The sequence below is a fragment of the Pseudomonas sp. ABFPK genome (genome assembly GCF_001586765.1).
GTDB lineage: Bacteria > Pseudomonadota > Gammaproteobacteria > Pseudomonadales > Pseudomonadaceae > Aquipseudomonas > Aquipseudomonas asiatica.
This window is the reverse complement of sequence record NZ_LQXW01000023.1, coordinates 111,442-138,190: the sequence shown is the minus strand read 5'-3', so window position 1 is coordinate 138,190 and position 26,749 is coordinate 111,442. Positions and strand designations below refer to the sequence as shown.

General features: G+C 64.7%; 22 protein-coding genes. 5 read left to right on the top strand and 17 right to left on the bottom strand.

All coding sequences use genetic code 11. From position 1 onward, the window contains the following. Window positions 1-12 precede the first annotated feature (12 nt). The 3 genes from WM94_RS15885 to WM94_RS15875 are packed head-to-tail and all read right to left on the bottom strand — an operon-like array spanning window position 13 to window position 4,078. Window positions 13-1,356: a cytochrome c gene (locus WM94_RS15885; protein ID WP_061551641.1), complete on the bottom strand. Its 1,344-nt coding sequence runs from the start codon at window positions 1,354-1,356 to the stop codon at window positions 13-15. Between the two features lie 17 nt (window positions 1,357-1,373). Next, a complete protein-coding gene (locus tag WM94_RS15880; RefSeq protein ID WP_061551640.1) occupies window positions 1,374-3,623 on the bottom strand; it encodes a molybdopterin cofactor-binding domain-containing protein in 2,250 nt (749 codons plus the stop codon). Continuing rightward, complete coding sequence (locus WM94_RS15875; protein WP_003259224.1) at window positions 3,623-4,078, bottom strand: (2Fe-2S)-binding protein; 456 nt, start codon at window positions 4,076-4,078, stop codon at window positions 3,623-3,625. The genes WM94_RS15880 and WM94_RS15875 overlap by 1 nt, the downstream gene beginning before the upstream one ends. Window positions 4,079-4,467: 389 nt before the next feature. On the opposite strand from WM94_RS15875, the gene WM94_RS15870 reads away from it, so the two are divergent. Both WM94_RS15870 and WM94_RS15865 read left to right on the top strand, forming a co-directional pair. Next, the gene (locus WM94_RS15870) at window positions 4,468-6,654 is read left to right on the top strand and encodes an OsmC domain/YcaO domain-containing protein (protein ID WP_013973003.1); all 2,187 of its coding nucleotides are present in this window, start codon (window positions 4,468-4,470) and stop codon (window positions 6,652-6,654) included. A gap of 281 nt (window positions 6,655-6,935) precedes the next feature. Next, complete coding sequence (locus WM94_RS15865) at window positions 6,936-7,748, top strand: class I SAM-dependent methyltransferase (RefSeq protein ID WP_061551639.1); 813 nt, start codon at window positions 6,936-6,938, stop codon at window positions 7,746-7,748. 17 nt (window positions 7,749-7,765) lie between these two features. On the opposite strand, the gene WM94_RS15860 is transcribed toward WM94_RS15865, so the two are convergent. Continuing rightward, window positions 7,766-8,065: a hypothetical protein gene (locus tag WM94_RS15860; protein ID WP_061551638.1), complete on the bottom strand. Its 300-nt coding sequence runs from the start codon at window positions 8,063-8,065 to the stop codon at window positions 7,766-7,768. Window positions 8,066-8,285: 220 nt separating this feature from the next. Continuing rightward, complete coding sequence (locus WM94_RS15855; protein WP_061551637.1) at window positions 8,286-10,418, bottom strand: TonB-dependent siderophore receptor; 2,133 nt, start codon at window positions 10,416-10,418, stop codon at window positions 8,286-8,288. A gap of 226 nt (window positions 10,419-10,644) precedes the next feature. Between WM94_RS15855 and WM94_RS15850 the strand changes: the two genes are divergently transcribed. Both WM94_RS15850 and WM94_RS15845 read left to right on the top strand, forming a co-directional pair. Then, window positions 10,645-11,226: a hypothetical protein gene (locus WM94_RS15850; protein WP_061551636.1), complete on the top strand. Its 582-nt coding sequence runs from the start codon at window positions 10,645-10,647 to the stop codon at window positions 11,224-11,226. 493 nt (window positions 11,227-11,719) lie between these two features. Further along, window positions 11,720-12,238: a DMT family transporter gene (locus WM94_RS15845; RefSeq protein WP_061551635.1), complete on the top strand. Its 519-nt coding sequence runs from the start codon at window positions 11,720-11,722 to the stop codon at window positions 12,236-12,238. Here WM94_RS15845 and WM94_RS15840 read toward each other — a convergent pair whose 3' ends face one another. The 3 genes from WM94_RS15840 to WM94_RS15830 form a co-directional block, all read right to left on the bottom strand. Next, window positions 12,239-13,147: a LysR family transcriptional regulator gene (locus WM94_RS15840; RefSeq protein ID WP_061551634.1), complete on the bottom strand. Its 909-nt coding sequence runs from the start codon at window positions 13,145-13,147 to the stop codon at window positions 12,239-12,241. It abuts the gene before it with no gap. A 262-nt stretch (window positions 13,148-13,409) separates the two neighbouring features. After that, entirely contained in the window at window positions 13,410-13,739 is a 330-nt protein-coding gene (locus tag WM94_RS15835; RefSeq protein ID WP_023660807.1) for a hypothetical protein, read from the bottom strand. 74 nt (window positions 13,740-13,813) lie between these two features. Then, on the bottom strand, window positions 13,814-14,464 hold the full coding sequence (locus WM94_RS15830) for a DUF998 domain-containing protein (protein WP_061551633.1): 651 nt from the start codon (window positions 14,462-14,464) through the stop codon (window positions 13,814-13,816). 195 nt (window positions 14,465-14,659) lie between these two features. Here WM94_RS15830 and WM94_RS15825 point away from each other — a divergent pair, with 195 nt between their 5' ends. After that, complete coding sequence (locus WM94_RS15825) at window positions 14,660-15,409, top strand: FadR/GntR family transcriptional regulator (RefSeq protein WP_024087290.1); 750 nt, start codon at window positions 14,660-14,662, stop codon at window positions 15,407-15,409. Between the two features lie 173 nt (window positions 15,410-15,582). Here WM94_RS15825 and WM94_RS15820 read toward each other — a convergent pair whose 3' ends face one another. The 9 genes from WM94_RS15820 to WM94_RS15780 all read right to left on the bottom strand — a co-directional run bounded on the left by WM94_RS15820 (window position 15,583) and on the right by WM94_RS15780 (window position 26,731). Then, on the bottom strand, window positions 15,583-17,163 hold the full coding sequence (locus tag WM94_RS15820; RefSeq protein WP_061551632.1) for an aldehyde dehydrogenase (NADP(+)): 1,581 nt from the start codon (window positions 17,161-17,163) through the stop codon (window positions 15,583-15,585). 186 nt (window positions 17,164-17,349) lie between these two features. After that, the gene (gene garD, locus WM94_RS15815) at window positions 17,350-18,903 is read right to left on the bottom strand and encodes a galactarate dehydratase (protein ID WP_013972992.1); all 1,554 of its coding nucleotides are present in this window, start codon (window positions 18,901-18,903) and stop codon (window positions 17,350-17,352) included. A 77-nt stretch (window positions 18,904-18,980) separates the two neighbouring features. Then, window positions 18,981-20,342, bottom strand: coding sequence for an MFS transporter (locus WM94_RS15810; RefSeq protein WP_061551631.1), 1,362 nt, complete (start codon window positions 20,340-20,342; stop codon window positions 18,981-18,983). Window positions 20,343-20,446: 104 nt separating this feature from the next. After that, window positions 20,447-21,358, bottom strand: coding sequence for a 5-dehydro-4-deoxyglucarate dehydratase (gene kdgD, locus WM94_RS15805; RefSeq protein ID WP_039615340.1), 912 nt, complete (start codon window positions 21,356-21,358; stop codon window positions 20,447-20,449). A gap of 449 nt (window positions 21,359-21,807) precedes the next feature. After that, a complete protein-coding gene (locus tag WM94_RS15800; RefSeq protein WP_061551630.1) occupies window positions 21,808-22,617 on the bottom strand; it encodes a gamma-glutamyl-gamma-aminobutyrate hydrolase family protein in 810 nt (269 codons plus the stop codon). A gap of 621 nt (window positions 22,618-23,238) precedes the next feature. Then, on the bottom strand, window positions 23,239-24,021 hold the full coding sequence (locus tag WM94_RS15795; protein ID WP_061551629.1) for an amino acid ABC transporter ATP-binding protein: 783 nt from the start codon (window positions 24,019-24,021) through the stop codon (window positions 23,239-23,241). Between the two features lie 22 nt (window positions 24,022-24,043). Further along, window positions 24,044-25,288, bottom strand: a complete 1,245-nt coding sequence (locus WM94_RS15790; RefSeq protein ID WP_013972987.1) for an FAD-binding oxidoreductase — start codon at window positions 25,286-25,288, stop codon at window positions 24,044-24,046. A 16-nt stretch (window positions 25,289-25,304) separates the two neighbouring features. Beyond that, window positions 25,305-26,015, bottom strand: a complete 711-nt coding sequence (locus WM94_RS15785) for an ABC transporter permease (protein ID WP_061551628.1) — start codon at window positions 26,013-26,015, stop codon at window positions 25,305-25,307. Then, on the bottom strand, window positions 26,012-26,731 hold the full coding sequence (locus WM94_RS15780; RefSeq protein WP_004376260.1) for an ABC transporter permease: 720 nt from the start codon (window positions 26,729-26,731) through the stop codon (window positions 26,012-26,014). Before WM94_RS15780 ends, WM94_RS15785 begins: the two co-directional genes overlap by 4 nt. Window positions 26,732-26,749: the final 18 nt, after the last annotated feature.

The window sequence follows — 26,749 nt, the reverse complement described above, 5'->3', positions numbered from 1 at the left end:
CAGCCACCAAATTCAGCGCATGTGCAAAATGATCGGGCTACTGCTGGCCGGGTCGGTATGCCCACGCAATTTGCCTACCGCCTGCGCATTCACTGGCCCACCATTGTTACCCCAGGCACTGCGCACGAAACCCAGCACATCAGCAATTTCCTGGTCACTCAGTTGCTCACGGAAGGCCGGCATGCGATAGGCATCGGGCAACCCGGCCGTCACCACCCGCTGCGAACCATTGAGGGTGATGTTGATCGCCGAGGCGTCTTCCTTGGCCAGTGCTGAAGTAGCGCCGGCCAAAGGCGGCATCCATTCGGACTGGCCCTTGCCGTCCAGGCCGTGGCACGACGCACAGCGGGTTACATAGGTATGCGCCCCAGGGCTGTCGAGCCGCGCCGCCGTCGTTTCGGCCTGGTATTGCCACGGAGCACCGTCGCGTTGCGGGTCGCCGGGCAGCGACTTCAGGTAGCGGGCGATGGCGGCCAGGTCGTCGTCACTCATGAACTGCGTGGAGTTGTTGAAGGCCTCGGTCATCGAGCCGAATACCACCGCATGCCGGTTGCGCCCGGTCTTGAGGAACTGCGCGATCTCGGCTTCGCTCCAGCGCCCCAGTCCGGTGTTGGGGTCGGCACGCAGGCTCGGTGCATACCAGCCATCGAGCAGGGCACCAGCGAGGAACGGCTTGCCGCTGTCATCCAGGGCCTTTTCGTTGAAGGCCAGGCCGCGCGGCGTATGGCAGCTGCCACAGTGGCCTGGGCCCTGGACGATGTAGGCGCCGCGGTTCCACTGGGCATCCTGCCCGGCCTGGTTGGTGTAGGGCGTGGTGGCGGCGAACACGCCGTTCCACAAGGCGATGGGCCAACGCAGGTTCAGCGGCCAGGGAATGTCGCTGGCCAGGTTGGCCTGTTGCACCGGCTGCACGCCTTGCATGAAAAAGGCATACAGCGCCTTTACATCGTCATCGCTGAGCTTGGCGTAGGACGGGTAGGGCATGGCCGGGTACAGCCGTCGGCCACCGGGCGCTACGCCCTGGCGCACGGCACGGTCGAAGTCGGCCAGGCTGTAGCCACCGATGCCGGTGCCGCGGTCGGGGGTGATGTTGGTGGCGTGGATCGTCCCTAGCGGGGTGGCCATTTCCAGCCCGCCGGCGAACGGTTTGCCGTCCGCCAGGCTGTGGCAGGCCACGCAGTCGCTGAGGCGGGCTACGTACTCGCCACGGCTGACCAGCGCCGGGTCCGCGGTGGTGGCCTGCGCATCGGCAAATGGCGAGGCGGGTTCGCGGGTGACGTACCAGGCCAGCAGGCCTGCCGCGACCAGGCACGGCAGCGCCAGCCAGCCAGCGGTTCTTGCGAAACGATGGGTCATGGGGCGTCCTTGTGTGCTCAGCTGAAGGTATGGCGGCTCAATGGCAGGCTGCGCACGCGCTGGCCGGTCAGTTGCGCGACTGCGTTGGCCACCGCCGGTGCCACTGCGGGCAACGGTGGCTCGCCGATGCCGCCCATCTTCGCCCCGCTTTCGACAATGCGCACATGCACCCTGGCCATGCGCGACGGCGGCAGGATCGGGTACAGGTCGTAGTTGCGCGCGCGCGGCTTGCCATCGACGTACACCGCTTCTTCCAGCAGTGTCTGCGACAGGCCCAGGGCGACGGCGCCGTTGACCTGATGCTCGATGATCGCCGGGTTGACGATGCTGCCCGGGTCGATGGCCTGCCAGATGTCGTGCACTTTGACCTGGCCGTTCTCGATCGATACCTCGGCAATGACCGCTGCCTCCGAGCCGAACGGCGAGGCCATGGCCACGCCACGCGCCCGCTTGCTGCCGTCCTCGGCGGTGAACGGCCCGCGCTTCCAGCCGCCGGAAAGCTCGGCGACGGCCTGCAGCAGGTTGGTCAGGCGCGGGTTGTCGCGCAGCAGGTGCAGGCGCAGTTCGAACGGGTCCTTGCCGCCTTTGTCGGCCAGTTCGTCGAGGAACGACTCATAGAAGAAGTCATTCAGCGAGTTGCCCACCGAACGCCAGTAGCCGAGCATGGCCGGGCCTTTCACGTAGATCTGCGCGATACGCTTGTTGGCGATGGCGTAGGACTTGCCCGACAGGCCTTCGAGCGCGGTCGGGTCGAGCTTTTCGCCTTGCTTGCCTGCGAGGGCCTCGGTCGGGCCTTCGGTGGCGCTCACGGCTTCGAGGGCCACCGGCAGGCCGTCGGCATCCAGCCCGGCGCGGAACTTCACCACGGCGACCGGGCGCAGCACATCGCGGAGGAATTCTTCCTCGCGGCTCCAGATGAGTTTCACCGGCCGGCCGACCGCCTTGGCCAAGGCAATGGCCTGTGGGTAGGGGTTGGCCGAGTCGTACAGGAAGTGGCGGCCAAAGAAACCGCCCAGCAACGGCGAATGCAGGGTGATCTGTGCCGGGGCCAGGCCGGTGCGCTTGGCAATGTCGTCACGGAACATGTCCGGCGCCTGGTTGGGCAGCCATACCTCCAGGGTGCCGTCCGGGTTGAAGCGCGCCAGTGCCGACGGCGGCTCCAGCTGGGCGTGGTTGAGGTACTGGTTATGGTAGGTTGCCTCGACCCGGGTCTTGGCACTGGCCAGCATACCGGCCACGTCGCCCTGGTTTTCGTCATCGCGCGCCGGGCCCGTGACCGTGGCCAGGTGCTCGCGCCAGCCATCGCTGGAGAAGTCGGCCGGCATTGGCCGTACCGGGCTGTCGGCCGCGGGCTCCTTCCAGTCCACCTGGATGGCTTCGACCGCGCGCTTGGCGTGCCACCAGCGTTCGGCAACCACGGCCACGGCACCCGGCAGCTGATGCACCGAATGCACGCCCTTCATGGCCTTGACCTGGTCTTCGTTGCGCAGGCTGCCGACGGTCATGCCCAGGCGTGGCGCGTGCTGCACGGCAGCGTGGAGCATGCCGTCGACCTTGATGTCGATGCTGTACACCGCCTTGCCGGTGGACTTGTCGTAGGCATCCAGGCGACGTACCGGCTTGCCGATCCAGCGAAACTGGCTGGGGTCGCGCAGCTTGACGCTGGCCGGGTCCGGCACCGGCAGGTCCATGGCACGCCCGGCTAGTTCACCATAGGGGATGGAGCGGCCAGTCGTGGTATGTACCACGTGACCCGGCGTGGTGGAGAGTTCTTCGACCGGCACGCCCAGCTGCTCGGCACCCGCCTGCAGCAGCATGGCCCGGGCGAGGGCGCCCAGGCGGCGCATGGTCGGGTAGCTCATGCGCACCGACATGCTGCCGCCGGTGATGCGCATGCCGTTTTCCATCACTACATAGGCTTCGCCGGGCGGCGCGCTGTCGACCACGAAATTGGCCGGGTCGACGTCCAGCTCTTCACCAACGATCTGCGCCATGGCGGTGAAGGGGCCTTGGCCACCTTCCATGAACGGGCTGAGCAGGCGCACTTTGCCGTCCGGGCGGATCTCCAGAAACGCCGGCACCTGGGTGCCGCGCTCCGGAGTTGCTGCGGCAGCTGCCTGCACGCGGGCCGAGCCCATGGGCAGGCCGAAACCCAGCACCAGGGCACCGACAGCCGTGCCGGCAAGAAAGCGCCGACGCGACAGGTTGACGGTTTCGCCCAGTTGCAGCTTGAGCAGTTCGGCGGGGGTATCGACTGGTGTGTTCATCAGGCCTTCTCCCCTTGGGCCAGCTCATGCACGGCAGCATGGATGGCGTTGTAGGTGCCGCAGCGGCACAGGTTGACCATGGCTGCCTCGATCTGTGCGTCACTGGGCTTGGGCGTGTGCTTGAGCAGCGCCGTGGCCGCCATTACCTGGCCGGACTGGCAGTAGCCGCACTGGGCCACCTGGTGCTCGACCCAGGCCGCGACCACCCGTTTGCCGACGGCATCGGCCTCGATCGCCTCGATGGTGGTCACTTCGCGCCCGACCACGCCGGCCACCGGGGTGACGCAGGCGCGCACCACGTTGCCGTCCACCAGCACCGAACAGGCGCCGCACTGGGCCAGGCCGCAGCCATACTTGGTGCCGGTCAGCCCCAGGTCGTCGCGGATCACCCATAGCAGGGGCGTGTCGGCGTCTGCCTCGACCTGGTAGGTCTTCTGGTTGATGCGTAGTTCCATGGTTCACCTGCCCGTCAACGGTTGCTGTCGCTTGGTTTCTTGTGATCGGGGAATACGGTGCTCCCCAGTGCAGAAACGCTAGCACAGCGGGGTGACCGCCGGTCTGCTGACGGGGGCAGGTTCAGAGGATCAGGCAAGCAATTCGGTGAAATGCGCAAGCGGCGATGTGCGCTATCGCCTGTAGGAGCGGCCTTGTGTCGCGATGGGGCGCGCAGCGGCCCCAGGATCTTGGCAGCATGCAGTATTGTAAGGGGCCGCTTTGCGGCCCATCGCGACACAAGGCCGCTCCTACAAGAAAGCGCATTTGGAGGTGAGGAGGACTTCCGCAACGAAAACCCGGATAATGCCGGCCAATTTCGTTTTGCACGCTTAAATCACGGTAATCCCGCATGGAAATCAAGGTCAATTTTCTCGACAATCTCCGTCTCGAAGCCAAGTTCGACGACTTCACGGTGATCGCCGACCAACCGATCCGCTACAAGGGGGATGGCTCGGCCCCAGGGCCGTTCGACTATTTCCTGGCGTCTTCGGCCTTGTGCGCGGCTTACTTCGTCAAGCTGTACTGCCAGACCCGCGACATTCCCACCGAAAACATTCGCCTGTCGCAGAACAACATCGTCGACCCGGAAAACCGCTACAACCAGGTCTTCAAGATTCAGGTCGAGCTGCCCGAGGACATTTCCGAGAAGGACCGCCAGGGCATCCTGCGCTCCATCGACCGCTGCACGGTGAAGAAGGTGGTGCAGACCGGCCCCGAGTTCGTGATCGAAGTGGTCGACAACCTCGATGCCGATGCCCAGGGCCTGCTGATGCCGGTGGCGGACACCAGCACCTACATCCCCGGCAAGGACCTGCCGCTGGAACAGACCATCGCCAACATGTCGGGCATCCTCGCCGGGCTGGGGATGAAGATCGAGATCGCCTCGTGGCGCAACATCGTGCCTAACGTGTGGTCACTGCATGTGCGCGACGCCCAGTCGCCGATGTGCTTCACCAATGGCAAGGGCGCGACCAAGGAGGCCGCGCTGGCCTCGGCGCTGGGTGAGTTCATCGAGCGGCTGAACTGCAACTTCTTCTATAACGACCAGTTCTGGGGCGAGGACCTGGCCAACGCGCCGTTCGTGCACTACCCGAACGAGCAGTGGTTCAAACCCGGCCCGCGCGATGCGCTGCCGGCCGAGATCCTCGACGAGCACTGCCTGGCAATCTACAACCCGGACGGCGAGCTGCGTGGCTCGCACCTGTACGACACCAACTCGGGCAACACCGCGCGCGGCATCTGCTCGTTGCCGTTCGTGCGCCAGTCCGACCAGCAGGTGGTGTACTTCCCGTCCAACCTGATCGAGAACCTGTTCCTCAGCAACGGCATGAGCGCCGGCAACACCCTGGCCGAGGCGCAGGTGCAGTGCCTGTCGGAAATCTTCGAGCGCGCCGTGAAGCGCGAAATCCTCGAAGGCGAGCTGTGCCTGCCGGATGTGCCGCAGGAGGTACTGGCCAAGTACCCGGCCATCGTCGCCGGCATCCAGGGCCTGGAAGAGCAGGGCTTCCCGGTGCTGGTCAAGGATGCGTCGCTGGGTGGCGAGTTCCCGGTGATGTGCGTGACCTTGATGAACCCGCGCACCGGCGGCGTGTTCGCTTCGTTCGGCGCCCACCCGAGCCTGGAAGTGGCGCTGGAGCGCAGCCTCACCGAACTGCTGCAGGGTCGCAGCTTCGAAGGCTTGAATGACCTGCCGCAACCGACCTTCGAAAGCCACGCGCTGACCGAGCCGAACAACTTCGTCGAGCACTTCATCGACTCCAGTGGCGTGGTGTCGTGGCGCTTCTTCAGTGCCAAGGCTGACTTCGAGTTCGTCGAGTGGGACTTCTCCGGCCACGGCGAGGATTCCAACGTGCAGGAGGCCGCGACCTTGTTCGGCATCCTCGAGGACCTGGGTAAGGAGGTGTACATGGCAGTGTACGACAACCTTGGCGCCACCGCCTGCCGCATCCTGGTGCCGGGTTATTCGGAGATCTACCCGGTCGAGGACCTGATCTGGGACAACACCAACCGCGCCTTGTCGTTCCGCGCCGACATCCTCAACCTCCACAGCCTGGACAACCGTTCCCTCAAGCTGCTGCTCAAGCGCCTGGACAACTGCGATGTGGATGACTACACCACCATCACCACGCTGATCGGCGTGGAGTTCGACGAGAACACGGTGTGGGGCCAGTTGACCATTCTCGAGCTGAAGCTGCTGATCTGCCTGGCTGTGCAGCGCTTCGAGGATGCCAAGGAACTGGTGGAGGCGTTCCTGCAGTTCAACGACAACACCGTCGAGCGCGGCCTGTTCTACCAGGCGCTGAACGTGGTGCTGGAAGTGCTGCTGGACGACGAACTGGAAATGGACGACTACGAAGCCAACTTCCGCCGCATGTTCGGTAACCCGCGCATGGACGCGGTGCTGGGTTCGGTGGACGGTAGCGTGCGCTTCCATGGCCTGACCCCGACCAGCATGAAGCTCGAAGGTCTCGATCGCCACCTGCGCCTGATCGAAAGCTACAAGAAGCTGCACGCGGCCCGGGCCAAGTTCGCCTGACTCCTGTAGGAGCGGCCTTGTGTCGCGATGGGCCGCAAAGCGGCCCCGGCAATATCAGCTTCAATGCCAAAACGGGGGCCGCTTTGCGGCCCATCGCGACACAAGGCCGCTCCTACAGCGACGTCGATCGCCTTCATATATCGGTTTCAAATAACCGCTATCCCCAATCTGTCTTGCCGCTTCGCCTGCCAGGCGCGTAGCGTTTTGCTCCCATCCCCTCGATCCATGGCGCGTTGACCGCCAGAAGGACCTCGGCCGCGCACAACAAGAAGGCGCAGACCATGAGCACCCCTTTGGATACCAATGCCCTCAAAGCCCGCCAGCAAGCCGCGTGGGCCAGTGGCGACTACGCGGTAATCGGCACCACCCTGCAACTGGTTGGCGAACGCCTGGCCGAAGCCTGTGACCTGCGCTGGGACGAGCAGGTGCTGGATGTCGCCGCCGGCAACGGCAATGCCACCCTGGCTGCTGCCCGGCGCGGCTGCTGTGTCACCTCCACCGACTATGTGCCCGAGCTGCTAAAGCGCGGTGAAGAACGCGCGCGGGCCGAGCACCTCAATGTGGTGTTCCAGGTCGCCGATGCCGAAGCGCTGCCGTTTGCCGATGGCACCTTCGATGCCGTGCTGTCCACTTTCGGCGTGATGTTCGCGCCCGACCAGGCCCAGGCCGCACGCGAACTGAGCCGGGTGTGCCGGCCCGGTGGCCGGATCGGTCTGGCCAACTGGACCCCGCAAGGGTTCGTCGGGCAGATGTTCAAGACCCTCGGGCGGCATGTACCGCCACCAGCCGGGGCTCTGCCGCCTTCACGCTGGGGTGATGAAGAACAGTTGCGCGTGATGTTCGAGGGGGCGCTGGGCGAATTGAAGGTCAGCCGCCAGCACTTCAACTTCCGCTATCGCTCGGCGGCGCATTTCATCGAGGTGTTCCGCACCTGGTACGGGCCGGTGCACAAAGCGTTTGCCTCGCTGGAGCCGGAAGCGGCCGGGGCGCTGGAGCGGGATCTGACCCAGTTGCTGAATGAAAGCAATGTGGGCGGCTCGTCGTCGTTGGTGGTGCCGAGCGAGTACCTTGAAGTGGTGATCATTCGAGGTTGAGCCCACGGGCCAAGCGCTCAGTTCTTGCACTTGGCCATCACCACCTGGCAAGTCTTCGGTGTGCCCCCTGACCGGCTTGCATAACGCACGCAGTTGTTCAGCGATTTCTGCCGGGCAATGCTCAGCGTATTGCCCCACGCGAGGCCGCCTTCGCCGGTGGTGGGGACGGCCTTGGCGAAGCAGTTGGAGCCCGTTGCCGGCGTCGCGTACCTGGCCTTGCTGGCTTCGCTGGAGCAGCCGGCGGTGAGTGTCAGGCTGAAGGCGAGCAGGGTGGTCAGCGCCCAGAACGTGGAGGGGCGAATCGGTTTACTGCTCATATGCTCTCCTTACCGAGGTGCAGGACTCTGCGATCGCAAGCAAGGTGCTGCCCCTGTGGGAGTGGGTTTACCGAGGCGTCGAAGCGCCGCGAACACTGGCAAGGCCGGTGCCATACACTGCACAGGATATTGCATTCAAGCGAAGCGGTGAACGCTTGCGTTGTATCAGAAGCAGCGCAAGGCCTTGCACCATGGCAAGGCCTTGCGCCTGGGGCAACGATCAGAACCGGTAGTTGAAGCTGGCTTCCAGCGTGCGCGGTGCACCTGGGGTAATCAGGTCAACCGAACCGTGCGCGGAGGCATAGTAGTCGCGGTCGAACACGTTCTTGAGGCGCAGCGCGGCATCCCACTGCGGCACGCTGTACAGCAGCGCGGCGTCGAAGGTGGTGTAGCCCGGCATCACCACCACGTTGTCGAGTGCGGTGTAGCGCTCGTCGACGTAGTTGGCGCCGGCGGCCACGCGCCATTCCGGGGTCAGCGTGCGCACCAGCCAGACGTTGGCGCTGTTACGCGGCGTCAGGGTAGGAGTCTGGCCTTCGTTGGCCACGCCATTGGTCTTGCTGTTGGACTTGGTGATCTCGGCATCCAGGTAGGCGTAGCCGGCGTAGATCTGCCACTTGTCCGTGAGCTGCCCGCTGACGGTGGCTTCGAAACCGTCGGTGCGCTGTTCGCCGGCCAGCACAGTCAGGTTGGGGTTGGCCGGGTCGGCGGTCTTCATGTTGGTGCGCTCGAGGCGGAATACCGCTGCGGTCACCGACAGGCGGCTGTCGAGCAGGTCCCACTTGGCGCCGATTTCGTAGTTGGTGGTTTCTTCCGGCTCCAGATGCTGGTTGGTCGGGCTGACCGCGAACACTTCGCCCGAAGGCTGGTAACTGCGGCTGACCGACACATAGTAGGACTGGATGTTATCCGGCTGGTACACCAGGCCGGCACGTGGGCTCCAGGTCTTGTCGGTACGGTCGAGGTCTACGTTCTGCGCGCGGTCGTCGTCGTACTCCTGGCCGAAGATGTCATAACGCACACCGACCAGGGCCTTCCAGTGCTCGTTCAGCTCGATCATGTCCTGCACATACAGGCCGGCGGTCTGCTGGAAGTTGGTGCCCTTGGACGACAGGTTGGCGGCGTGCTCCGGCACCGGCACCAGGGCGTCGCGGTACACCGGCACCTGGGCCACGTTGTTCTGGCTCCGCACCCGCTGGTGCTTGTCCTGGAAGCCCACTTCAACGCCATACAGCAGGTTGTGCTGCATGCCGGCAAGCTGCGCCTGTTGCTTGAGTTCGGTCTGGTTGAACATGCCGTACTCGTCGCGGGCGACGTTGCCACGGTTGAGCTTGACCAGCAGTTCGCCGTCAGGCGCGGTGACGAAGCGCGTCGGGCTGCTGTCGGCCAAGGTGTTGTTGCGGTCCAGGTCGTAGCGGTAGTACCGGCTGGTGTTGGTCAGGGTGAAGTCGTCGTTGATGCGGTAGTCCAGGCTGGCAGTCAGCGAGAACACTTCGCTGCGGGCGTAGTCCTGGTCGGCATCGCCGGAGCCGAAGCGCTTGTCGCGGTCCACATCTACCGGGCGGTTGCCCAGCGCCGGGATGCCGAAGTCGATCAGGCGCTTGTCGTACAGGTAGGTGGCGCCCAGGTTCAGTTCCAGGTCGTCGGAGAGGCGGAAGTAGGCCGATGGCGCGATGGCCTTGCGGTCGATATAGCCATCGTCGCGGAAGGTGTCGCTGTCTTCGAAGGCGCCGGTCACGCGGTAGGCCTGGTTGCTTTGCGGGTCGGCCCAGCCGGTGTCGAACTGGGTGCGGCGCTTGCCTTCGCTGTCGAAGCTCATGCCGACTTCGCGCTTGGGCGTGAAGCTCGGCTTCTTGCTGATGCTGTTGATCAGGCCGCCCGAAGAGCCGCGGCCATACAGCACGGCGGCAGGGCCCTTGATCACCTCGACCCGCTCGATGTTGGACAGGTCGCGGAAGTACAGCGCGTCGTCGCGCACGCCGTCGATGTACATGTCGCCAATGGCGCTGAAGCCGCGAATGGTCACCTGGTCACGCTGGCCGTCGCCGTTGGACAGGCCGACGCCGGGCACGTTCTTCAGCACGTCTTCCATAGACTGCGCACCCTGGTCCTTGATCACGCTTTCGGGCACGACGTTGACGGTTTGCGGGATGTCGCGCAGCGGGGCGTCGATCTTCATGGCGCTGCGGCTTTCGCTGGCCTTGTAGCTTTGCTGCTCGTAGGCGCTGGTGACGGTAGTGGCGGGCAAGGCGAGGGAGCCCTGCGATTCAGGTTGGACAGCCGCGTGAACAGCAGGCACAACCAGCAGGCCAAGCACGGAAATTGATGCTGGTGCAACAGACTTTTTTGCCATTACAGGTGACTCTTTGTTGTATTTGAAGGTCGCGAATAGTAATGATTTGTAAATGTAAAGCAAGTGTAAAGAGTTCGCATTTGCTATTGCAATGGTGCATTCGGCAAAAAAACGACAAAACGCGTCGCAAGGGGCAGGGCCGGCAATGTGCCAGGCAAGGGCTATGCTTGTTGGCGCGTGAACATTTCACGCCCCCATCCGGTCTTGATCACATGGAAGCAGGCCTATGAATCCGATTCGCTCTCTCGCTCGTGCTGTTGCCCTTGCCACCCTGGCGTCCGCCGCCAGTTTCACGGTGCAGGCTGCCGGTATTCCCATCGGTAGCGAGGCGCTGGAAAGCCACGTCACCACGCAGGTCACGGCCATCGACCTGGCTAACCGACAGGTCACGGTGAAAGGCCCTGACGCCAAGAAGGATGTGACCTTCCAGCTCACTGAAAAGGCCAAGGCGCTGCCCAACCTCAAGGTGGGTGACCAGGTCGACATCTACGTAACCCGTGCTGTGGCCTATGTGCTGAATCCCGAGGTGGGCGGTGCACCGAAGGCGACTGAAGAGTCCGGTACCATTCGCGCCACCGCAGACAACCCCAACCCGGGCGGCGAGGCGTTCCGCCAGGTCAGGGTGACCTCGCAGATCAAGAAGATCGACCTCAAGACGCATGAAGTGAGCCTGTTGCCGCCGGAGGGCAAGCTGCAGGTGGTCAAGGTCGAGAACCCTGACCTGCAGGCACGCATGAAGAACCTCAAGGTCGGCCAGACGGTCGACGCGATCTACACCGAAGTGCTGCGCGTCGAGACCTCGCGCTGACCATTGATTGGGGCAGGCTGTGGGTTGCCCGCCTATGGGATCGCCTTGCATTGATGCCCTTTCAGCTAATCGATTGGGGCCGCTGTGCGGCCCATCGCCGGCAAGCCAGGGACTTTGTGGGAGCGGCTTTAGCCGCGAACACCGGCGCAGCCGGTGCCATGCACCGCGTTGGATTCTTCGCGGCTAAAGCCGCTCCCACAGGGTACGCGTACCGCTTGCGATTTCAGTTCTTTACGCGACAGCGCAGCCCAAAGGACTGGGCGATCTCCCACAGAGATCGCGCCAACTTTTAGAATTTGAGCAAGACAGTTGCTCTCATAGGTACGGCTCAGGCTTCAGGACTGCGCGGTACCTATGGGCGCTGGCTTGCCGGTAATGGGCTGCGTGATCGTGTATCCATGTGGTGAATAAAGTACGTGCACACTTTCGATTTCCATGGATGAAGGGAATTTCCCGATCATCGCCTGAACATCTGTCACGAATGAGGACTGCCATGTTCAGCAAGACCTTGTGCCTTCTGGTGCTTCCCTTTGCCCTGGCGTTGCTTGCCGGTGCCGTGCTGCCGTTCCAGGCTGCGGGTAATGCCGCCGTCGGCCGGGCGCTGGGGCACTGGTTGTGGGGTGCGTTCACGTCATTGACGGTAAGTTCGCTGGTAGTGATCGCCGCGCTGCTGGTCCTCAGGGTGCCGGCGCCGGACATGGGCAAGGCCTTGCAGGGGCCCTGGTGGCTGTGGGTTGGTGGTGTGCTGGGGGCGCTGTATGTGGCCGGTGCTGCTGCGCTCACCCCCCGGCTTGGGGCGGCGGGGTTCCTGGTGCTGGTGGTGGCGGGGCAGATCATCACGGCGGTGGTCGCAGACCACTTCGGGGTGATGGGGTTGGGGGGCAAGCCGCTCAACCTGGCCAGGTTGGCAGGTGTGGTGCTGATCCTCTGCGGCGTGCTGCTGGTGCAGGGCACCTGGGCAGCAGGCACGCCGGCCAGTGCCACTGCCGTGGAGAAACAGTCGGAAGGCTGATCAGCGCCCCGGCTGGCTGCACGCCCACACGGTTTCCCGCAGCCAGCGATGCCCGGGGTCGTCGTCCTTGCGGCTATGCCAGGCTTGCTGGTAATCGAACGAAGGAATCGCCAGTGGCGGCTCGAACTGGCGCAATGTCCTGTCCTGGTGCAGCGAGCCAACCGCGCGGCTGGCCACGGTGAGGATCAGGTCGGTGCCGGCCAGCACCTCGACCGCCGCACTCCAGTGCGGCAAGGCCAGGGCAATCCGCCGACGCAGGCCTTGCGCGGCCAGGGCGCGTTCGATTTCATCGAAGGCATCCGGGTGCATGGCCATCAGCACATGCGGACGGGCCAGCCAGTCGTCCAGGGCCAGGCCGCCGCTGGCCGGTAGCACCTGGCGGTCGGCAACGCTGATGAAGCTGTCGGTGAACAGCGGCTGCGCCGTGATGGCCTGGGGCAGGTCCGGGAAGATGCCCAGGGCCAGGTCCAGTTCACCATCGAGCAACTGGGCCAGCATGGTTTCGCGGCTGGCCTGGCTGATGGCCAGGTCCACCCCGGGCGCGACCTGGCGCAGGTGGCGCAGCAGGGGTGGCAGGATGATCCGCGAGGAATAGTCGGACAGCGAGAGCCTGAAGCGACGCTGGGCCTTGGCCGGTTCGAACTGTGGGGCGGCCAGCAGGTCGTTGAGGTTGCCCAGGGCGTCGTGCAGCGGTTTGGCCAGCGATTGGGCGCGGGCGGTCAAGGTCATGCTGCCGTTCTGGCGCACCAGCAAGGGGTCGTCGAAGTGCTTGCGCAACTGCGCCAGGGCGTGGCTTACCGCCGGTTGGCTGCGGTGCAGGCGCAGGGCGGCGCGGGTGACGTGCTTTTCGCTCAGCAGGGCGTGCAGAGCGAGCAGCAGGTTGAGGTCGATCTTGCGTAGTTCATCCATGTTGCGAATGGTCTTGGTTGCGTCCGACAGTTTTCATCAGTTTAACAAATGCCCAAGGCCGCTCTCATAGAACTACACATGCCTCATTGGTTTAGTGAGATTCTGTAGGAGCAGCCTTGTGCTGCGAAGAGGCCGGCACTGACAAAGCCTGTCTATTGCTTGTACCGGCCCTCTTCGCAGCACAAGGCTGCTCCTACAGAGGACGCTTCAAATGAGCGATATTTGTTCTCTGCGCGACAGCGCAGCCCAAAGAGCCAGAGCTTTATCGCCTTGCTACAGCATGCTGCACGCACTGCTCGTAATAGGTCTGCTTGATCGCTGCAGGCTTTAGCCGCGAGCGGCTGTTGTAGGTCTGTTCGGTAATGCCGAAGGCAGTCATGCGCATCCACGGTTTGGGGAATTTGCGCGCCTGCAGCTTCTTGCGCGTGGCATACAGGGTTACCCCGGAAAGCTTGGCCTGCTGGGCCTCGGCGGCTATCTGTGCGCCCCAGCCGCAAGTGTGGCGATCGTTCTGGCTCAGCGCCCGTGCCTGGGCGCCGAAAGCGAGCGTGGCTAGCAGGCAGCCGGCCATCGTTGCTAGAAGTACTCGCATGTTGCTGTCCTAAGCATCTGAAGGAAAACGAAGTTTGCCTTCACAAGCAGCTACCGGGGGCCAGCAAATTGCCGTCAGGTTGTTGCCATCCGCAACGGGCTGGCGCGGTGGGTGCGCAGGCTGGTCCAGGCCAGGCTGGCGACCCAGATCACCGATACGCCGTAGTTAAGGCGCTGGTACAGGCCGAACCATTGGCCGCTTTGCGCTGCCTTGCCCATGAGTACGACGGTCACGATCGCCAGCACCACGAAGGCCAGGGAAAACAGCCCCAGTGCCCTGGAGCCGGCAATGCGATTGCCCAACCAGGCCCACAGTGCGCTTGCAAGGGTCAGCGAAAGGAACATCAGCAAGCCGGACAGGTTGTGTAGCTGCTGTGAAGGGGAAGGCTGCGCCGGAGTGCAACCTTGGTCGCAGGGAAACCAGCCGGTACCCAGGCTGCCCAGACCATGCAACAGCACCAGCGCCGCACTCAGCAATGCCAGCTTCGAACCACGCCAGCGCCGCGCCAGGCCCCAGGCAAACAGGGTGAACAGCATGGCAAGGGGGAAGTTGTTGACCAACGGCGACCAGTTCTGGGTCGGCGAACCGACGGCGCCGAGCTGGCTCATGGCCTGTTGCAGGTGGTCGTAGCCGGGGTAGGCCAGGGCGGTGAACCATACGCCTGCCAGCAGCCAGAAGGGGATCAACAGGCCACTGGCTAGCAACAAGCGGTCGAGGGGTTTCATGCGGTGTTTTCCTTCCATGGATGAGCGTGAAACCGCACAGTACAGGCTTGCACCTGCGAGGGGCCAGCATTTCCAGTGTTGCGTTAAGGGCTGCGTGTCGCCTGCGGACGCCGAGAAATACCGCACTGCGTGTATGTGATCGTACAACTGCTTGCGCTATGATGAGCGCTGTCTTTCAAGGTGAAATACAGGGCAATGACAGAGCAGCAGGTACAGGCAAAGACCCGGCGCAAGCCGCGCAGTCTGGCCCAGGAACTGGTCACGGTGCTGACCGAGCGCATTCGCAGCGGCCAGCTCAAGCGCGGCGACAAGCTGCCGACCGAATCGCAGATCATGGCCGAAGAGGGTGTCAGCCGCACGGTGGTGCGTGAAGCGATCTCGCGGCTGCAGGCTGCCGGGCAGGTCGAGACCCGCCACGGCATCGGCACCTTCGTGCTGGACGCGCCAGCCACGGGTGGTTTCCGTATCGACCCGGCGACCGTGGTCACCCTGCGCGAAGTGTTGGCGGTGCTGGAGTTGCGCATTGCCCTGGAGATCGAATCGGCGGGCCTGGCGGCGCAGCGGCGCAGCGATGAAGAGCTGACCGGCATGCGTGCGGCGCTGGACGAACTCAACGAAGGGGCTGCTCACGCCACGGATGCGGTGTCGGCGGATTTCCAGTTCCACCTGCGCATTGCCCAGGCCAGCGGCAACCACTACTTCGCCGACATCATCAACCACCTGGGCACCAGCATCATCCCGCGTACCCGGTTGAACTCGGCGCGGCTGGCCCATGATGACCAGGCGCACTACATGAGCCGGCTGATGCATGAGCACGAGGCGATCTACGAAGCCATCGCCCGGCGTGATAGCGAAGGGGCGAAGATGGCCATGCGCATGCACCTGAGCAACAGCCGCGAGCGCTTGCGCCAGGCGCATGAAGAGGCCGAGGCGCAGGGGGCCTGAGGCTTCTCTGTTGCCTGACCTGGCCTCTTCGCGGGTAAACCCGCTCCCACAAGGTTATCCATTACCTGTAAGTACGGCGCGGTCCCTGTAGGAGCGGGTTTACCCGCGAAGAGGCCGGTACAGGCAAAAGAAAAGCCCCGCCATGCGCGGGGCTTTCTGGTTTCAAGGGGCGATCAGATCGCGCCCTCACTCCACTGGCCATTCACCAGCCGGCGCAGCCCAAGCGGGTTGCCGTCGCGCAGTGCCTCAGGCAACAGTGGCTGCGGGTAGTTCTGGTAGCACACCGGGCGCAGGAAGCGGTCGATTGCCAGGGTGCCGACCGATGTGCCGCGCGCATCCGACGTGGCCGGGTAAGGCCCGCCGTGCACCATCGCATCACACACCTCGACACCGGTCGGGTAGCCGTTGACCAGGATCCGCCCGACCTTCTCTTCCAGCAGCGGTACCAGCCAGGCGAAGGCCTGCAGGTCTTCCGGCTCGCCAATCAGGGTCGCGGTCAGCTGGCCGCGCAGGCCGAGCAGGGCGGCGCGCAACTGATCGTTGTCCTGCACTTCCACGGCAACAGTGGTCGGGCCGAACACTTCTTCCTGCAGTAGCGGGTCAGACGCCACCAGCAGGCGGGCATCGGCCTTGAACAGCTGGGCGCGCGCCTGGCTGCCTGCTTGCGCCTGGCCGGCCAGGTGCTCGATACCGGCATGGGCGTGCAGGTGCTCCAGGCCACCGACGTAGCTGCGCAGGCCACCTGCGTTGAGCATGGTCTGGCCGGCCTGCTGGCCCAGGTGCTGGCCAAGCTCGGCCAGCAGTTGGCTGTACTGCGGCGACTGCAGGCCGATCACCAGGCCCGGGTTGGTGCAGAACTGGCCTGCGCCCAGGCACACCGAACCGGCCAGTTCTCGGGCGATGGCTTCGCCACGCTTGGCCAGGGCGCCCGGCAGGATGATGACCGGGTTGATGCTGGACATCTCGGCGAACACCGGGATCGGCTGCGGGCGCTCGGCGGCCATGCGGCACAGGGCGTCACCGCCTTTCAGCGAGCCGGTGAAGCCGACCGCCTGGATGGCCGGGTGCTTGACCAGCCACTCGCCGACGCCACCACCGAACACCATGTTGAACACGCCCTTGGGCATGCCGGTGCGCTCGGCGGCGCGCTGGATGGCACAGCCAACCAGGTCGGCGGTGGCCATGTGGCCGCTGTGGGCCTTGAACACCACCGGGCAACCGGCGGCCAGGGCCGCAGCGGTATCGCCGCCGGCGGTGGAGAAGGCCAGCGGGAAGTTGCTGGCGCCGAACACGGCGACCGGGCCGACGCCGATGCGCATCTGGCGCAGGTCCACGCGTGGCAGGGGCTGGCGCTCGGGCAGGGCCAGGTCGATGCGCGCACCGAGGAAGTCACCACGGCGCAGCACCTGGGCGAACAGGCGCATCTGGCCGCTGGTGCGGCCGCGCTCGCCCTGGATACGGGCGGGGGGCAGGGCGGTTTCACGGCAGACGATGGCGACGAAGGCGTCGTCCAGTTCGTCCAGTTCGGCGGCGATAGCGTCGAGGAATTCGGCGCGCCGCGCCGGGGCCAGCTGGCGGAATTCGGCGAAAGCGGCGGCCGCGGCCTTGGCGGCCTGGTCCACTTCGCTTTCGGTGGCCTGGGCGAAGCTGTAGGGCAGAGCCTCGCCGGTGCTGGCGTCCAGGCTCTGCAGGCGCTGCGGGCCAGCGGCGCTGCGCTGGCCGGCGATGAAGTTGTGGCCGAGGATTTCAGGCATGGGGTGCTCCTGTAGAGAGTAGTGAATGAAGAGAACGTGCTTGAGGCGTTTGCTCGGACCCTGTGGGAGCGGGTTCACCCGCGAAGCAGGCAACTCGGTGTATGGCACCGGCTTTGCCGGTGTTCGCGGGTGAACCCGCTCCCACAGGGACCGCGTTGCAATATTGAGTCGGGCAAGCCCTTGGCATCAGGTAATCGGTGCCGGGTTGAACAGGGTGATGTCGTTGTGCAGGCGATGCTGTTCGGCCCAGGTCTGCTTGCGGCCGCTGGCCACGTCCAGGTAGTAGTGGAACAGCTCCCAGCCCAGCTCCTCGATGGTCGAGCGGCCGCTGGCGATGCGCCCGGCGTCGATGTCGATCAGGTCGGGCCAGCGCTGGGCCAGCTCGCTGCGGGTGCATACCTTGACCACTGGCGCCATGGCCAGGCCGTATGGTGTGCCGCGGCCGGTGGTGAACACATGCAGGTTCATGCCGGCAGCCAGTTGCAGGGTGCCGCAGACAAAGTCGCTGGCCGGGGTGGCGCAGAAGATCAGGCCTTTGCGGTTGACCCGCTCGCCCGGGCCGAGCACGCCCTGGATGGCGCCGCTACCGGACTTGACGATCGACCCCAGGGACTTCTCGACGATATTCGACAGGCCGCCTTTCTTGTTGCCCGGCGTGGTGTTGGCGCTGCGGTCGGCGGCGCCTTGCTGCAGGTAGCGGTCGTACCAGTCCATTTCGCGCACCAGGGCGTCTGCGACCTCCTGGTTTTCCGCCCGCGAGGTGAGCATGTAGATGGCGTCGCGCACTTCGGTCACCTCCGAGAACAGCACGGTGGCGCCGGCGCGTACCAGCAGGTCGGCGGCGTAGCCCAGCGCCGGGTTGGCGGTGATGCCCGAGAAGGCATCGCTGCCCCCGCACTGCATACCCAGGATCAGTTCGCTGGCCGGCACGCTTTCGCGGCGGCGCTGGTCGAGTTTCTTCAGGCGGGTCTCGGCCAGTTGCATGATCTGTTCGATCATTTCCACAAAGCCCAGGCTGGCGTCCTGCAGGCGGTACAGCCACGGGTCGCTGAGGTCCACCGATGGGTCGTTGTCGTGCATCACCTGGCCGGCCTGCAGCTTTTCGCAGCCCAGGCTGATGACCAGGGCCTCGCCGCCCAGGTTGGGGTTGCGCGCCAGGTTGCGCACCGTGCGGATCGGGATGTAGGCATCGCGCGCGTTGATCGCCACACCGCAGCCGTAGCTGTGTGTGATGGCCACCACGTCATCGACATTGGGGTACTTGGGCAGCAACTCGCTGCGAATGCGCTTGACCGCATGCTCCAGCACGCCGGCCACGCACTGCACGGTGGTGGTGATGCCGAGGATGTTGCGGGTGCCGACGGTGCCGTCGGCGTTGCGGTAGCCTTCGAAGGTGAAGCCTTCGAGCGGCGGCAGCGGCTGCGGGACGGCGTCGCAGCGTGGCAGGCTGTCCAGCTCCGGCGCGGCCGGCATGGCCAGCTGGCTCTCCTGCACCCAGCTGCCTTGGCGCAGGTCTTCCAGCGCGTAGCCGATGATCTGCCCGTAGCGGCGCACCGGTTCGCCCTTGGCGATGGCTACGGTGGCCACCTTGTGGCTCTGTGGCACGCCTTCGACCAGGGTCAGGCCGTCGGCGAAGCGGGCGCCTTCGCCCAGGCCACCATCATTGACCACCACCACGACATTGTCGTCGTCGTGCAGGCGGACGTAGCGGGGCGAGTCGGAATGTTCGATCAACTGCATGTTCGGGCCCTACTTTTCAGGTTCTCAGGCTTTTGTACATCCGCCCGCGGCAGGGTGGCCGCCGCGGGCGTGTTCACTCAGTGGCGCGAGCCGGCCAGTTCGCTGCCGGCCACTGGCTCGGCGTCAGGCTTTGGGCTTTCACGCAGCTCGATGCGCTTGATCGGGCCGACGATCACCAGGTAGCTGAACACCGCCACCAGGGCGTTGGCGCCGACGTACACCAGAGCCCACTTGAACGAACCCGTGGCGCTGATGATGTAGCCGATCACGATTGGCGTGGTGATCGAGGCGATGTTGCCGAAGGTGTTAAACAGCCCGCCCGACAGCCCGGCGATCTGTTTCGGCGAGGTGTCGGCGACCACCGCCCAGCCCAGCGCGCCGATGCCTTTGCCGAAGAACGCCAGGGTCATGAAACCGACCACCATCCACTCGGCGTCGACGTAGTTGCAGAACACCATGGTGGTCGACAGCAGCAGGCCGCAGACGATCGGCAGCTTGCGCGAGAAGGTCAGCGAGTTGCCGCGGCGCAGCAGCCAGTCGGAGATCACCCCGCCCAGCACACCACCGATGAAGCCGCAGACCGCCGGCAGCGAGGCGATGAAGCCGGCCTTGAGGATGGTCATGCCGCGCTCCTGCACCAGGTACACCGGGAACCAGGTGAGGAAGAAGTAGGTGATGGCGTTGATGCAGTACTGGCCCAGGTACACGCCCAGCAGCATGCGGCTGGTCAGCAGTTGCTTGATGTAGCCCCATTTCGGGCCGTCGTTGCCGCGCTTCTGGTCCATGTCCACCAGCCCGCCATTCTGCTCGATGTGTTCGAGTTCACCTGGGCTGATACGTGGGTGTTGGCGCGGGTTGTAGATGGTCTTCAGCCACACCATGGAGAACACGATGCCCAGTGCACCCATGACCACGAATACGTGCTCCCAGCCGAAGCTGAACACGATCCAGCCCATGATCGGTGCGAACAATGCGGTGGCGAAGTACTGCGTCGAGTTGAAGATGGCCGAGGCGGTGCCGCGTTCCTGGGTCGGGAACCAGGCCGCGACGATGCGCGCATTGCCGGGGAACGACGGGGCTTCGGCAAAACCGACCAAAAAGCGCAGGGTGAACAGCGTCACCACCGCCCAGGCCACCGGCAGGCCACCGACAAAGCCCTGCAACAAGGTGAACAGCGACCAGGTGAAGATGCTGAAGGCGTAGACGTTCTTGGAACCGAAGCGGTCGAGCAGCCAGCCACCAGGAATCTGGCCAGCCACGTATGCCCATCCGAAGGCGGAGAAGATGTAGCCGAGGGTCACGGCATCGATGCCGAGGTCTTTCTGCAGGCTGGAGCCCGCGATGGCAATGGTGGCGCGGTCGGCGTAGTTGATCGTGGTCACCAGGAACAGCATGAACAGGATCAGGTAGCGCACATGCGTCTTCTTCGTCGCTTGCATGCTGGTAGTACTCCCACTAGTTATTTTTGTGCGGGCTCACGAATTGTAACCGGAGTGGGGCTGGCCCACTCCGGGCGCGGCATCTGGCAGGCCGCGGGCGGCGCTTACTGCGGGCCCATCTTGTCCATCAGCGCGGCGAGTTTTTCGTACTCGTCGGCGGTGAGGTCGGTAAGCGGAGTACGCACCGGGCCGGCGTCGTAACCGGCGATTTTGGCGCCGGCCTTGACGATGCTCACGGCGTAACCGGCCTTGCGGTTGCGGATGTCCAGGTACGGCAGGAAGAAGTCGTCGATCAGCTTGGCCACGGTGGCGTGGTCGTCACGGGCGATGGCGTTGTAGAAGTCCATGGCGGTCTTCGGCACGAAGTTGAACACGGCGGAGGAGTACACCGGCACGCCCAGGGCCTTGTAGGCGGCCGCATACACCTCGGCGGTCGGCAGGCCACCCAGGTAGCTGAAGCGGTCGCCCAGGCGGCGACGGATCGACACCATCAGCTCGATGTCACCCAGGCCGTCCTTGTAGCCGATCAGGTTCGGGCAGCGCTCGGCCAGTTTTTCCAGCAGGTCGGCGTTCAGGCGGCAGACGTTGCGGTTGTAGACGACTACGCCGATGTTTACCGATTTGCACACGGCTTCGACGTGGGCGGCGACGCCTTCCTGGCTGGCTTCGGTCAGGTAGTGCGGCAGCAGCAGCAGGCCCTTGGCACCCAGGCGCTCGGCTTCTTGCGCGTATTCGATGGCCTGGCGGGTGGAGCCACCGACGCCGGCGAGGATAGGGACCGACTTGGCGCAGGTGTCGACGGCGGTCTTGATCACCTGGCTGTATTCGCTGGCTGCCAGCGAGAAGAACTCACCGGTGCCACCGGCGGCGAACAGGGCGCTGGCGCCGTACGGGGCCAACCATTCCAGGCGCTTGACGTAGCCAGCCGGGTTGAAGTCGCCCTGGGCGTTGAAGTCGGTGACCGGGAAGGACAGCAGGCCGTGGGAGAGGATGGATTTGAGTTCTTGTGGAGTCATTGTTGTTGGCATCCTGTGGCGCTTGGGTGAAGGGTGTTGTTTTGCGTTGGAGGTAAGTTATCGTACAACATGTACGATGACTAGTCCCTCTGGGAGATTTTTTTGTGGAGGGGAGGAAGGAATGTTATTGCCTGTGCCGGCCTCTTCGCGGGTAAACCCGCTCCCACAGGCACCGCTTCGCGCTTGAAATTTTCGGAGATCCCTGTGGGAGCGGGTTTACCCGCGAAGAGGCCAGAACAGGCGACAACAACAGATGCACGAGACGCAGATGGCAGATTCATCGCGATCAGTCATCGTATCTCTTTATGGGGCAGGAAAAAACGATCGCGGAGACAGGCACAAGCCCGCCGCCCGTTTCCACAGGAAGTGTTCTGGGACCAGCAGAGGGTGACCGGGGAAAACGGGGGCGACCTTGCGCCGCCCCGCGATCAAAGCAGAGGAAACTGGGGTCAGGCAGCGTGCTGACGCTTGATCTGCGCCTTGCGTACCTGGGCCCGGCAAGCGTCGCCGAAAGCCTGGAAAATCTTGATCGAATCCGGGTTCTTCGCTGCTTGCCATTCCGGGTGCCACTGCACGGCGAACAGGAATGGCGAGATGCTCGGGGCATGGATCGCCTCGACCAGGCCGTCTTCGGCGTGGGCGATGGCCTCGATGCCGGCGCCGAGCTTGCGCAGGCCTTGGCCATGCAGCGAGTTGACGCGAATCTCGTCGCTACCCAGGGTGTCACGCAGCCAGCTGTCCGGCTTGATCTTCACGCCGTGCACCTGGGCGTATTGCACCTCGACCGGGTCTTCCGGGTTTTCCCGGTGGTCGTTGAAGCCTGGCTCGGCGTACACCTTCTGGTAGATGTCGCCACCCAGGGCCACGTTGATTTCCTGCATGCCACGGCAGATGCCGAAGATCGGCAGGCCACGCTTGATCGCGGCCTTGACCAGCGGGATGTCGAACAGGTCGCGGTTCTGGTCCTGGCCTTTGCCGGGGGTCTCGTTTTCCTGGCCGTACAGGGCCGGGTCGATGTTGCTGCCGGCGCCGGTCAGGTACACGCCGTCGGCCATGTCCAGATAGGTCTCGAGATCTTCGATGCCGCAGCAGGTGGGCACCAGCACCGGGACGCAATCGGAAAACTCGACCAGCGGGGTGATGTATTTGTGGGTCATGACCTGATAGTCATGGCCTTTGCGCTCTTGGCTGCCCATGGTCATCAGGACGACGGGTTTGCGCAGGGAGGGTTGCTTGTTGCCAATGTTGCTGTTGGACATATGTCACCTTGGGACAGGTTCGGCCTGTCGTTGTTGTGCAGGTGCACGGCGCGGGGCCATGGGTGCAACCTGTAGCCCCGAGCACTGCCGGCTCGTCGGAGGCGACGATTCCGGTCGGGGCTTGTAGATAGCTTGCCAGAGCCGTTCGATATGTCAAACGACGGAGCAGGGCTTGATTGCAGGGGATGCGCCGGATTTTGGGGTCTTAAACCGATGCGGGCCTGTAGTGGCGTGGGTTTGGCGGGGGTTAAGGTCAATAATATTTAACGATGCAGTTGGGTCTTTGCAGCGGTGCAATGAAGGTATCGCCTGTTCCGGCCTCTACGCGGGCATGCCCGCTCCCACAGGTTGATCACCGGTCTCGAAGGCCGAGGTGATCCTGTGGGAGATTGCCCAGCCCTTTGGGCTGCGCTTTCGCGCAGAGAACCAATATCGCTCGTCTGACGCGTCCTTTGTAGGAGCAGCCTTGTGCTGCGAAGAGGCCGGTACAGCCGATAGACAGGCTTTGTCAGCCCCGGCCTCTTCGCAGCACAAGGCTGCTCCTACAGAACCTCGCCGAACCAATGAGTCATGTGTTGTTCTATGAGAGCGGGCGAGCCCGCGAAGAGGCCGGAACAGGTGTCAGTGCAGTATTTGCGCCAGGAACCCCTTGGCCCGCTCGGTACGCGGCTGGTTGAAGAACACCTGCGGCGGGCTGTCTTCGATGATCTGCCCGCCCTCGAGGAACAGCACCCGCTCGGCTACCTGGCGGGCAAAGCCCATTTCGTGGGTGACGCAGAGCATGGTCATACCGGTGCCGGCCAGTTGCACCAGCACATCCAGCACCTCGGCGACCATCTCCGGGTCAAGCGCCGAGGTGGGCTCGTCGAACAGCATGATCCGCGGCTTCATGCACAGCGCCCGGGCAATCGCCACGCGCTGCTGCTGGCCGCCGGACAGCTGGCTGGGGTACTTGTGCGCCTGGCTTTCGATGCCGACCTTGCTCAGGTACATGCGCGCCCGCTCCTCGGCGTCCTTGCGCGACAGGCCGCGCACGCTGGTGGGGGCCAGCAGGCAGTTGTCGAGCACGCTCATGTGCGGGAACAGGTTGAAGTGCTGGAACACCATGCCGATGTCGCTGCGCACCTGCGTCGCTTCGCGGGTGGTGGCCGCCAGGTCGATGCCATCCACCTTGATGCTGCCCTGCTGGGCCACTTCCAGGCGGTTGATGCAGCGGATCAGGGTCGACTTGCCCGAGCCGGACGGCCCGCACAGCACGATGCGTTCGCCTTCGCGCACCTGCAGGTCGATGTCGCGCAGCACGTGGAACGCGCCGTAGTGCTTGTTCAGGCCTTCGATGCGGATCAGCACCGGGCGTGGGTCGGGTTCGGGGGCAAGGGTGGCAAGGCTCAGTGGTGCGGTCATCTTGTTGTTCTCCCGCAGGGGTTCAGTCGAAACGGGTCGCGCTGTAGGGCGCGGGGTCGGTGAAGGGGCGTTCGCCGGTGACCAGTTCGGCCACTAGCCGGCCGCTGACCGGGCCCAGGGTGAGGCCGTGGTGGGCGTGGCCGAAGTTGAACCACAGCCCCGGGTGGCGCGGCGCCGGGCCGATCACCGGGCGCATGTCGGGCAGGCAGGGGCGGCGGCCCAGCCACGGGGTGTCGTCCAGGCGCTCACCCAGGGCCGGGAACAGCTTGCGCGCCAGGGCTTCGCAACGGCCCAGCTGGATCTGGTTGCCCGGCGCGCTGCTGGCGTCGAACTCGATGCCGGTGGTCAGGCGCACGCCGCGGGCCATCGGCGCCAGCACGTAGCCGCCCTGGGTGTCGCAGATGGAATGCTCCAGTTGCGCGCCGTCACGGGTGCTGTAGTGCATGTGGTAGCCACGCTTGATCGCCAGCGGTATCTGGTAGCCCAGGCCACTGAACAGGTCGGCTGACTGCGGGCCGAGGCAGGCCACTACCTCGTTGGCGGTGATCGGGCCGCGGCGGCTGTCTACCTGCCATTGGCCGTCGACCTGGCGCAGGCTGCGCGCATCGCCATGCAGGAACTGCCCGCCGCGCTGCGTGAACAGGGTGGCGTAGCCGCGGGTGAGGGCGCCGGGGTTGTTCACGGTCTTGGGGTCGAGCCAGTGAATGCCGCCGACCACGCTGGCGTCCAGCTGGTGCTCGCGGGCCTGCAACTGCCCGCATTCGAGGATTTCGAACTGCAGGCCATAACGGCTCAGGCCCTTGGCGTCGGCCTTGGCCTGCTCGAACAGCGCCGGGTCACGGAACACTTCGATCCAGCCTTTGGCCTGCACCAGCCCTTCCAGGCCTGCGGCAGCAATGAATGCGTCGTGCTCTTCGACGCAGCGTTGCACCAGTGGCAGCATATCGGCGGCGGCCCCGGCCAGGCGCCCGGGGGCAGACTGGCGCCAGTAGCGCCACAGCCAGGGTGCGGCCTTGGGCAGGTGCAGCAGGCTGTAGCGCACATCGGGCTGGCGGTTCAGGCCGTAGCGCAGCAGCGCGCCCAGTTGCCGCGGGAAGGCATAGGGGATCACGCTGGAGCGCTCGATCAGCCCGGCGTTGCCGTGGCTGGTGCCGCTGCCCGGTTCGTCGCGGTCGATCAGGATCACCTGGCGCCCGCGGGCCTGCAGGTGCAGCGCGGTGCTGACGCCGACGATGCCGGCGCCGAGGACAAGGGTCTGGCAATGCATGGAACGTATCCTTCGGTCAGTTCAGGTGGCGGCCCAGGCGGGCTTCCAGGTGTTTCAGCAGGCGCCGCACCAGTTCGACGATCAGCAGGTAGAGCACGGCGGCCCACAGGTAGATCTGGAAGTCGAAACTGCGCGAGAAGGCCAGTTTGGTCACGCCCATGAGGTCGTAGATGGTCACCAGCGAGGCGATCGCGCTGGCCTTGATCATCAGGATCAGTTCGTTGCCAAGCGGGCCGATGGCCACCAGCAGCGACTGCGGCAGGACCACCTTGAAAAAGGTGGTCGAGCGCTTCAGGTTCAGCGCCCGCGCCGCCTCATGCTGGCCGGGGGCGACGGCCATCAGGCTGCCGCGGAAGATCTCGGCCTGGTAGGCGGCGGTGTTCAGGGTGAACGCCAGCAGGGTGCAGAACCACGCCTCGCGGAAGAACCACCACAGGCCGACGTCCTGCCAGAAGCCTTTGAGCGAACCCAGGCCGTAATACAGAAGGAACAGCTGGGCCAGCAGCGGCGAGCCGCGGAAGAAGTACACATAGCCGGCGGCCATGCGCTGCAGCAGCAGGCTGCGTGACATGCGCGCCAGGGCCAGCAACAGGCCGAGCACGGCACCCAGGCTGAAGGAAATCGCCACCAGCTTGGCCGTTACCAGCAGGCCATCGAGGAAGCGTGGGCCGTAGCGTTCCAGCAGGTCGGGGTCGAGTACCAGCGCCAGCAGTTGTTCGAAGCTCATGCGCGTGCTCCTTGCAGGTGGCGGTTGCTGCGCCGTTCGATGAAGGCGAACACGCGCCCGGAAATGGCGGCGAACAGCAGGTAGCCCAGGCAGGCGACGCCATAGAAGAACATCGGCTCCTTGGTCACGCTGACGGCCAGGTTGGTCTGGCGCATCAGGTCGACCAGCGAGATGGTCGAGACCAGCGAGGTGTCCTTGAGCAGCGACAGCCAGTTGTTGGACAGGCCGGGCAGGGCGATGCGGGTCAGTTGCGGCAGCAGCACCTTGAAGAAGCCGGTGCGCTTGCTCAGGCCCAGCGCCGAGCAGGCTTCCAGCTGGCCCTTGGGCAGGGTCTTGAAGGCTGCCAGCCAGATCTCGCTGGAGAACGCGGCGAACACCAGGCTGAAGGCGATCATCGCGGCGAGGAAGGTATTGATCAGGAACTCACCCTGGTAGCCCATGGCTGCGAGGATCTTCTGTGCAGCGATCTGGCAGCCGTAATAGATGATCAGCAGCGTCAGCAGTTCGGGCAGGCCACGGAACACGGTAGAGAAGGTGGTGGCCCAGGCGCGCGGCAAGCGCTTGCGCGAGCGTGCTGCAAGGGCGACGACCAGGCCCAGCGGCAGGCCGATGGGCAGGCAGGCCAGGGCCAGGGAAACGGTGACCAGGGCGCCGGCCAGCAGCGCCTGGCCCCAGCCTCCACTGGCGAAGGACAGCAAGGATAATTGATCGAGCATGACGAACACCTTGTGTTG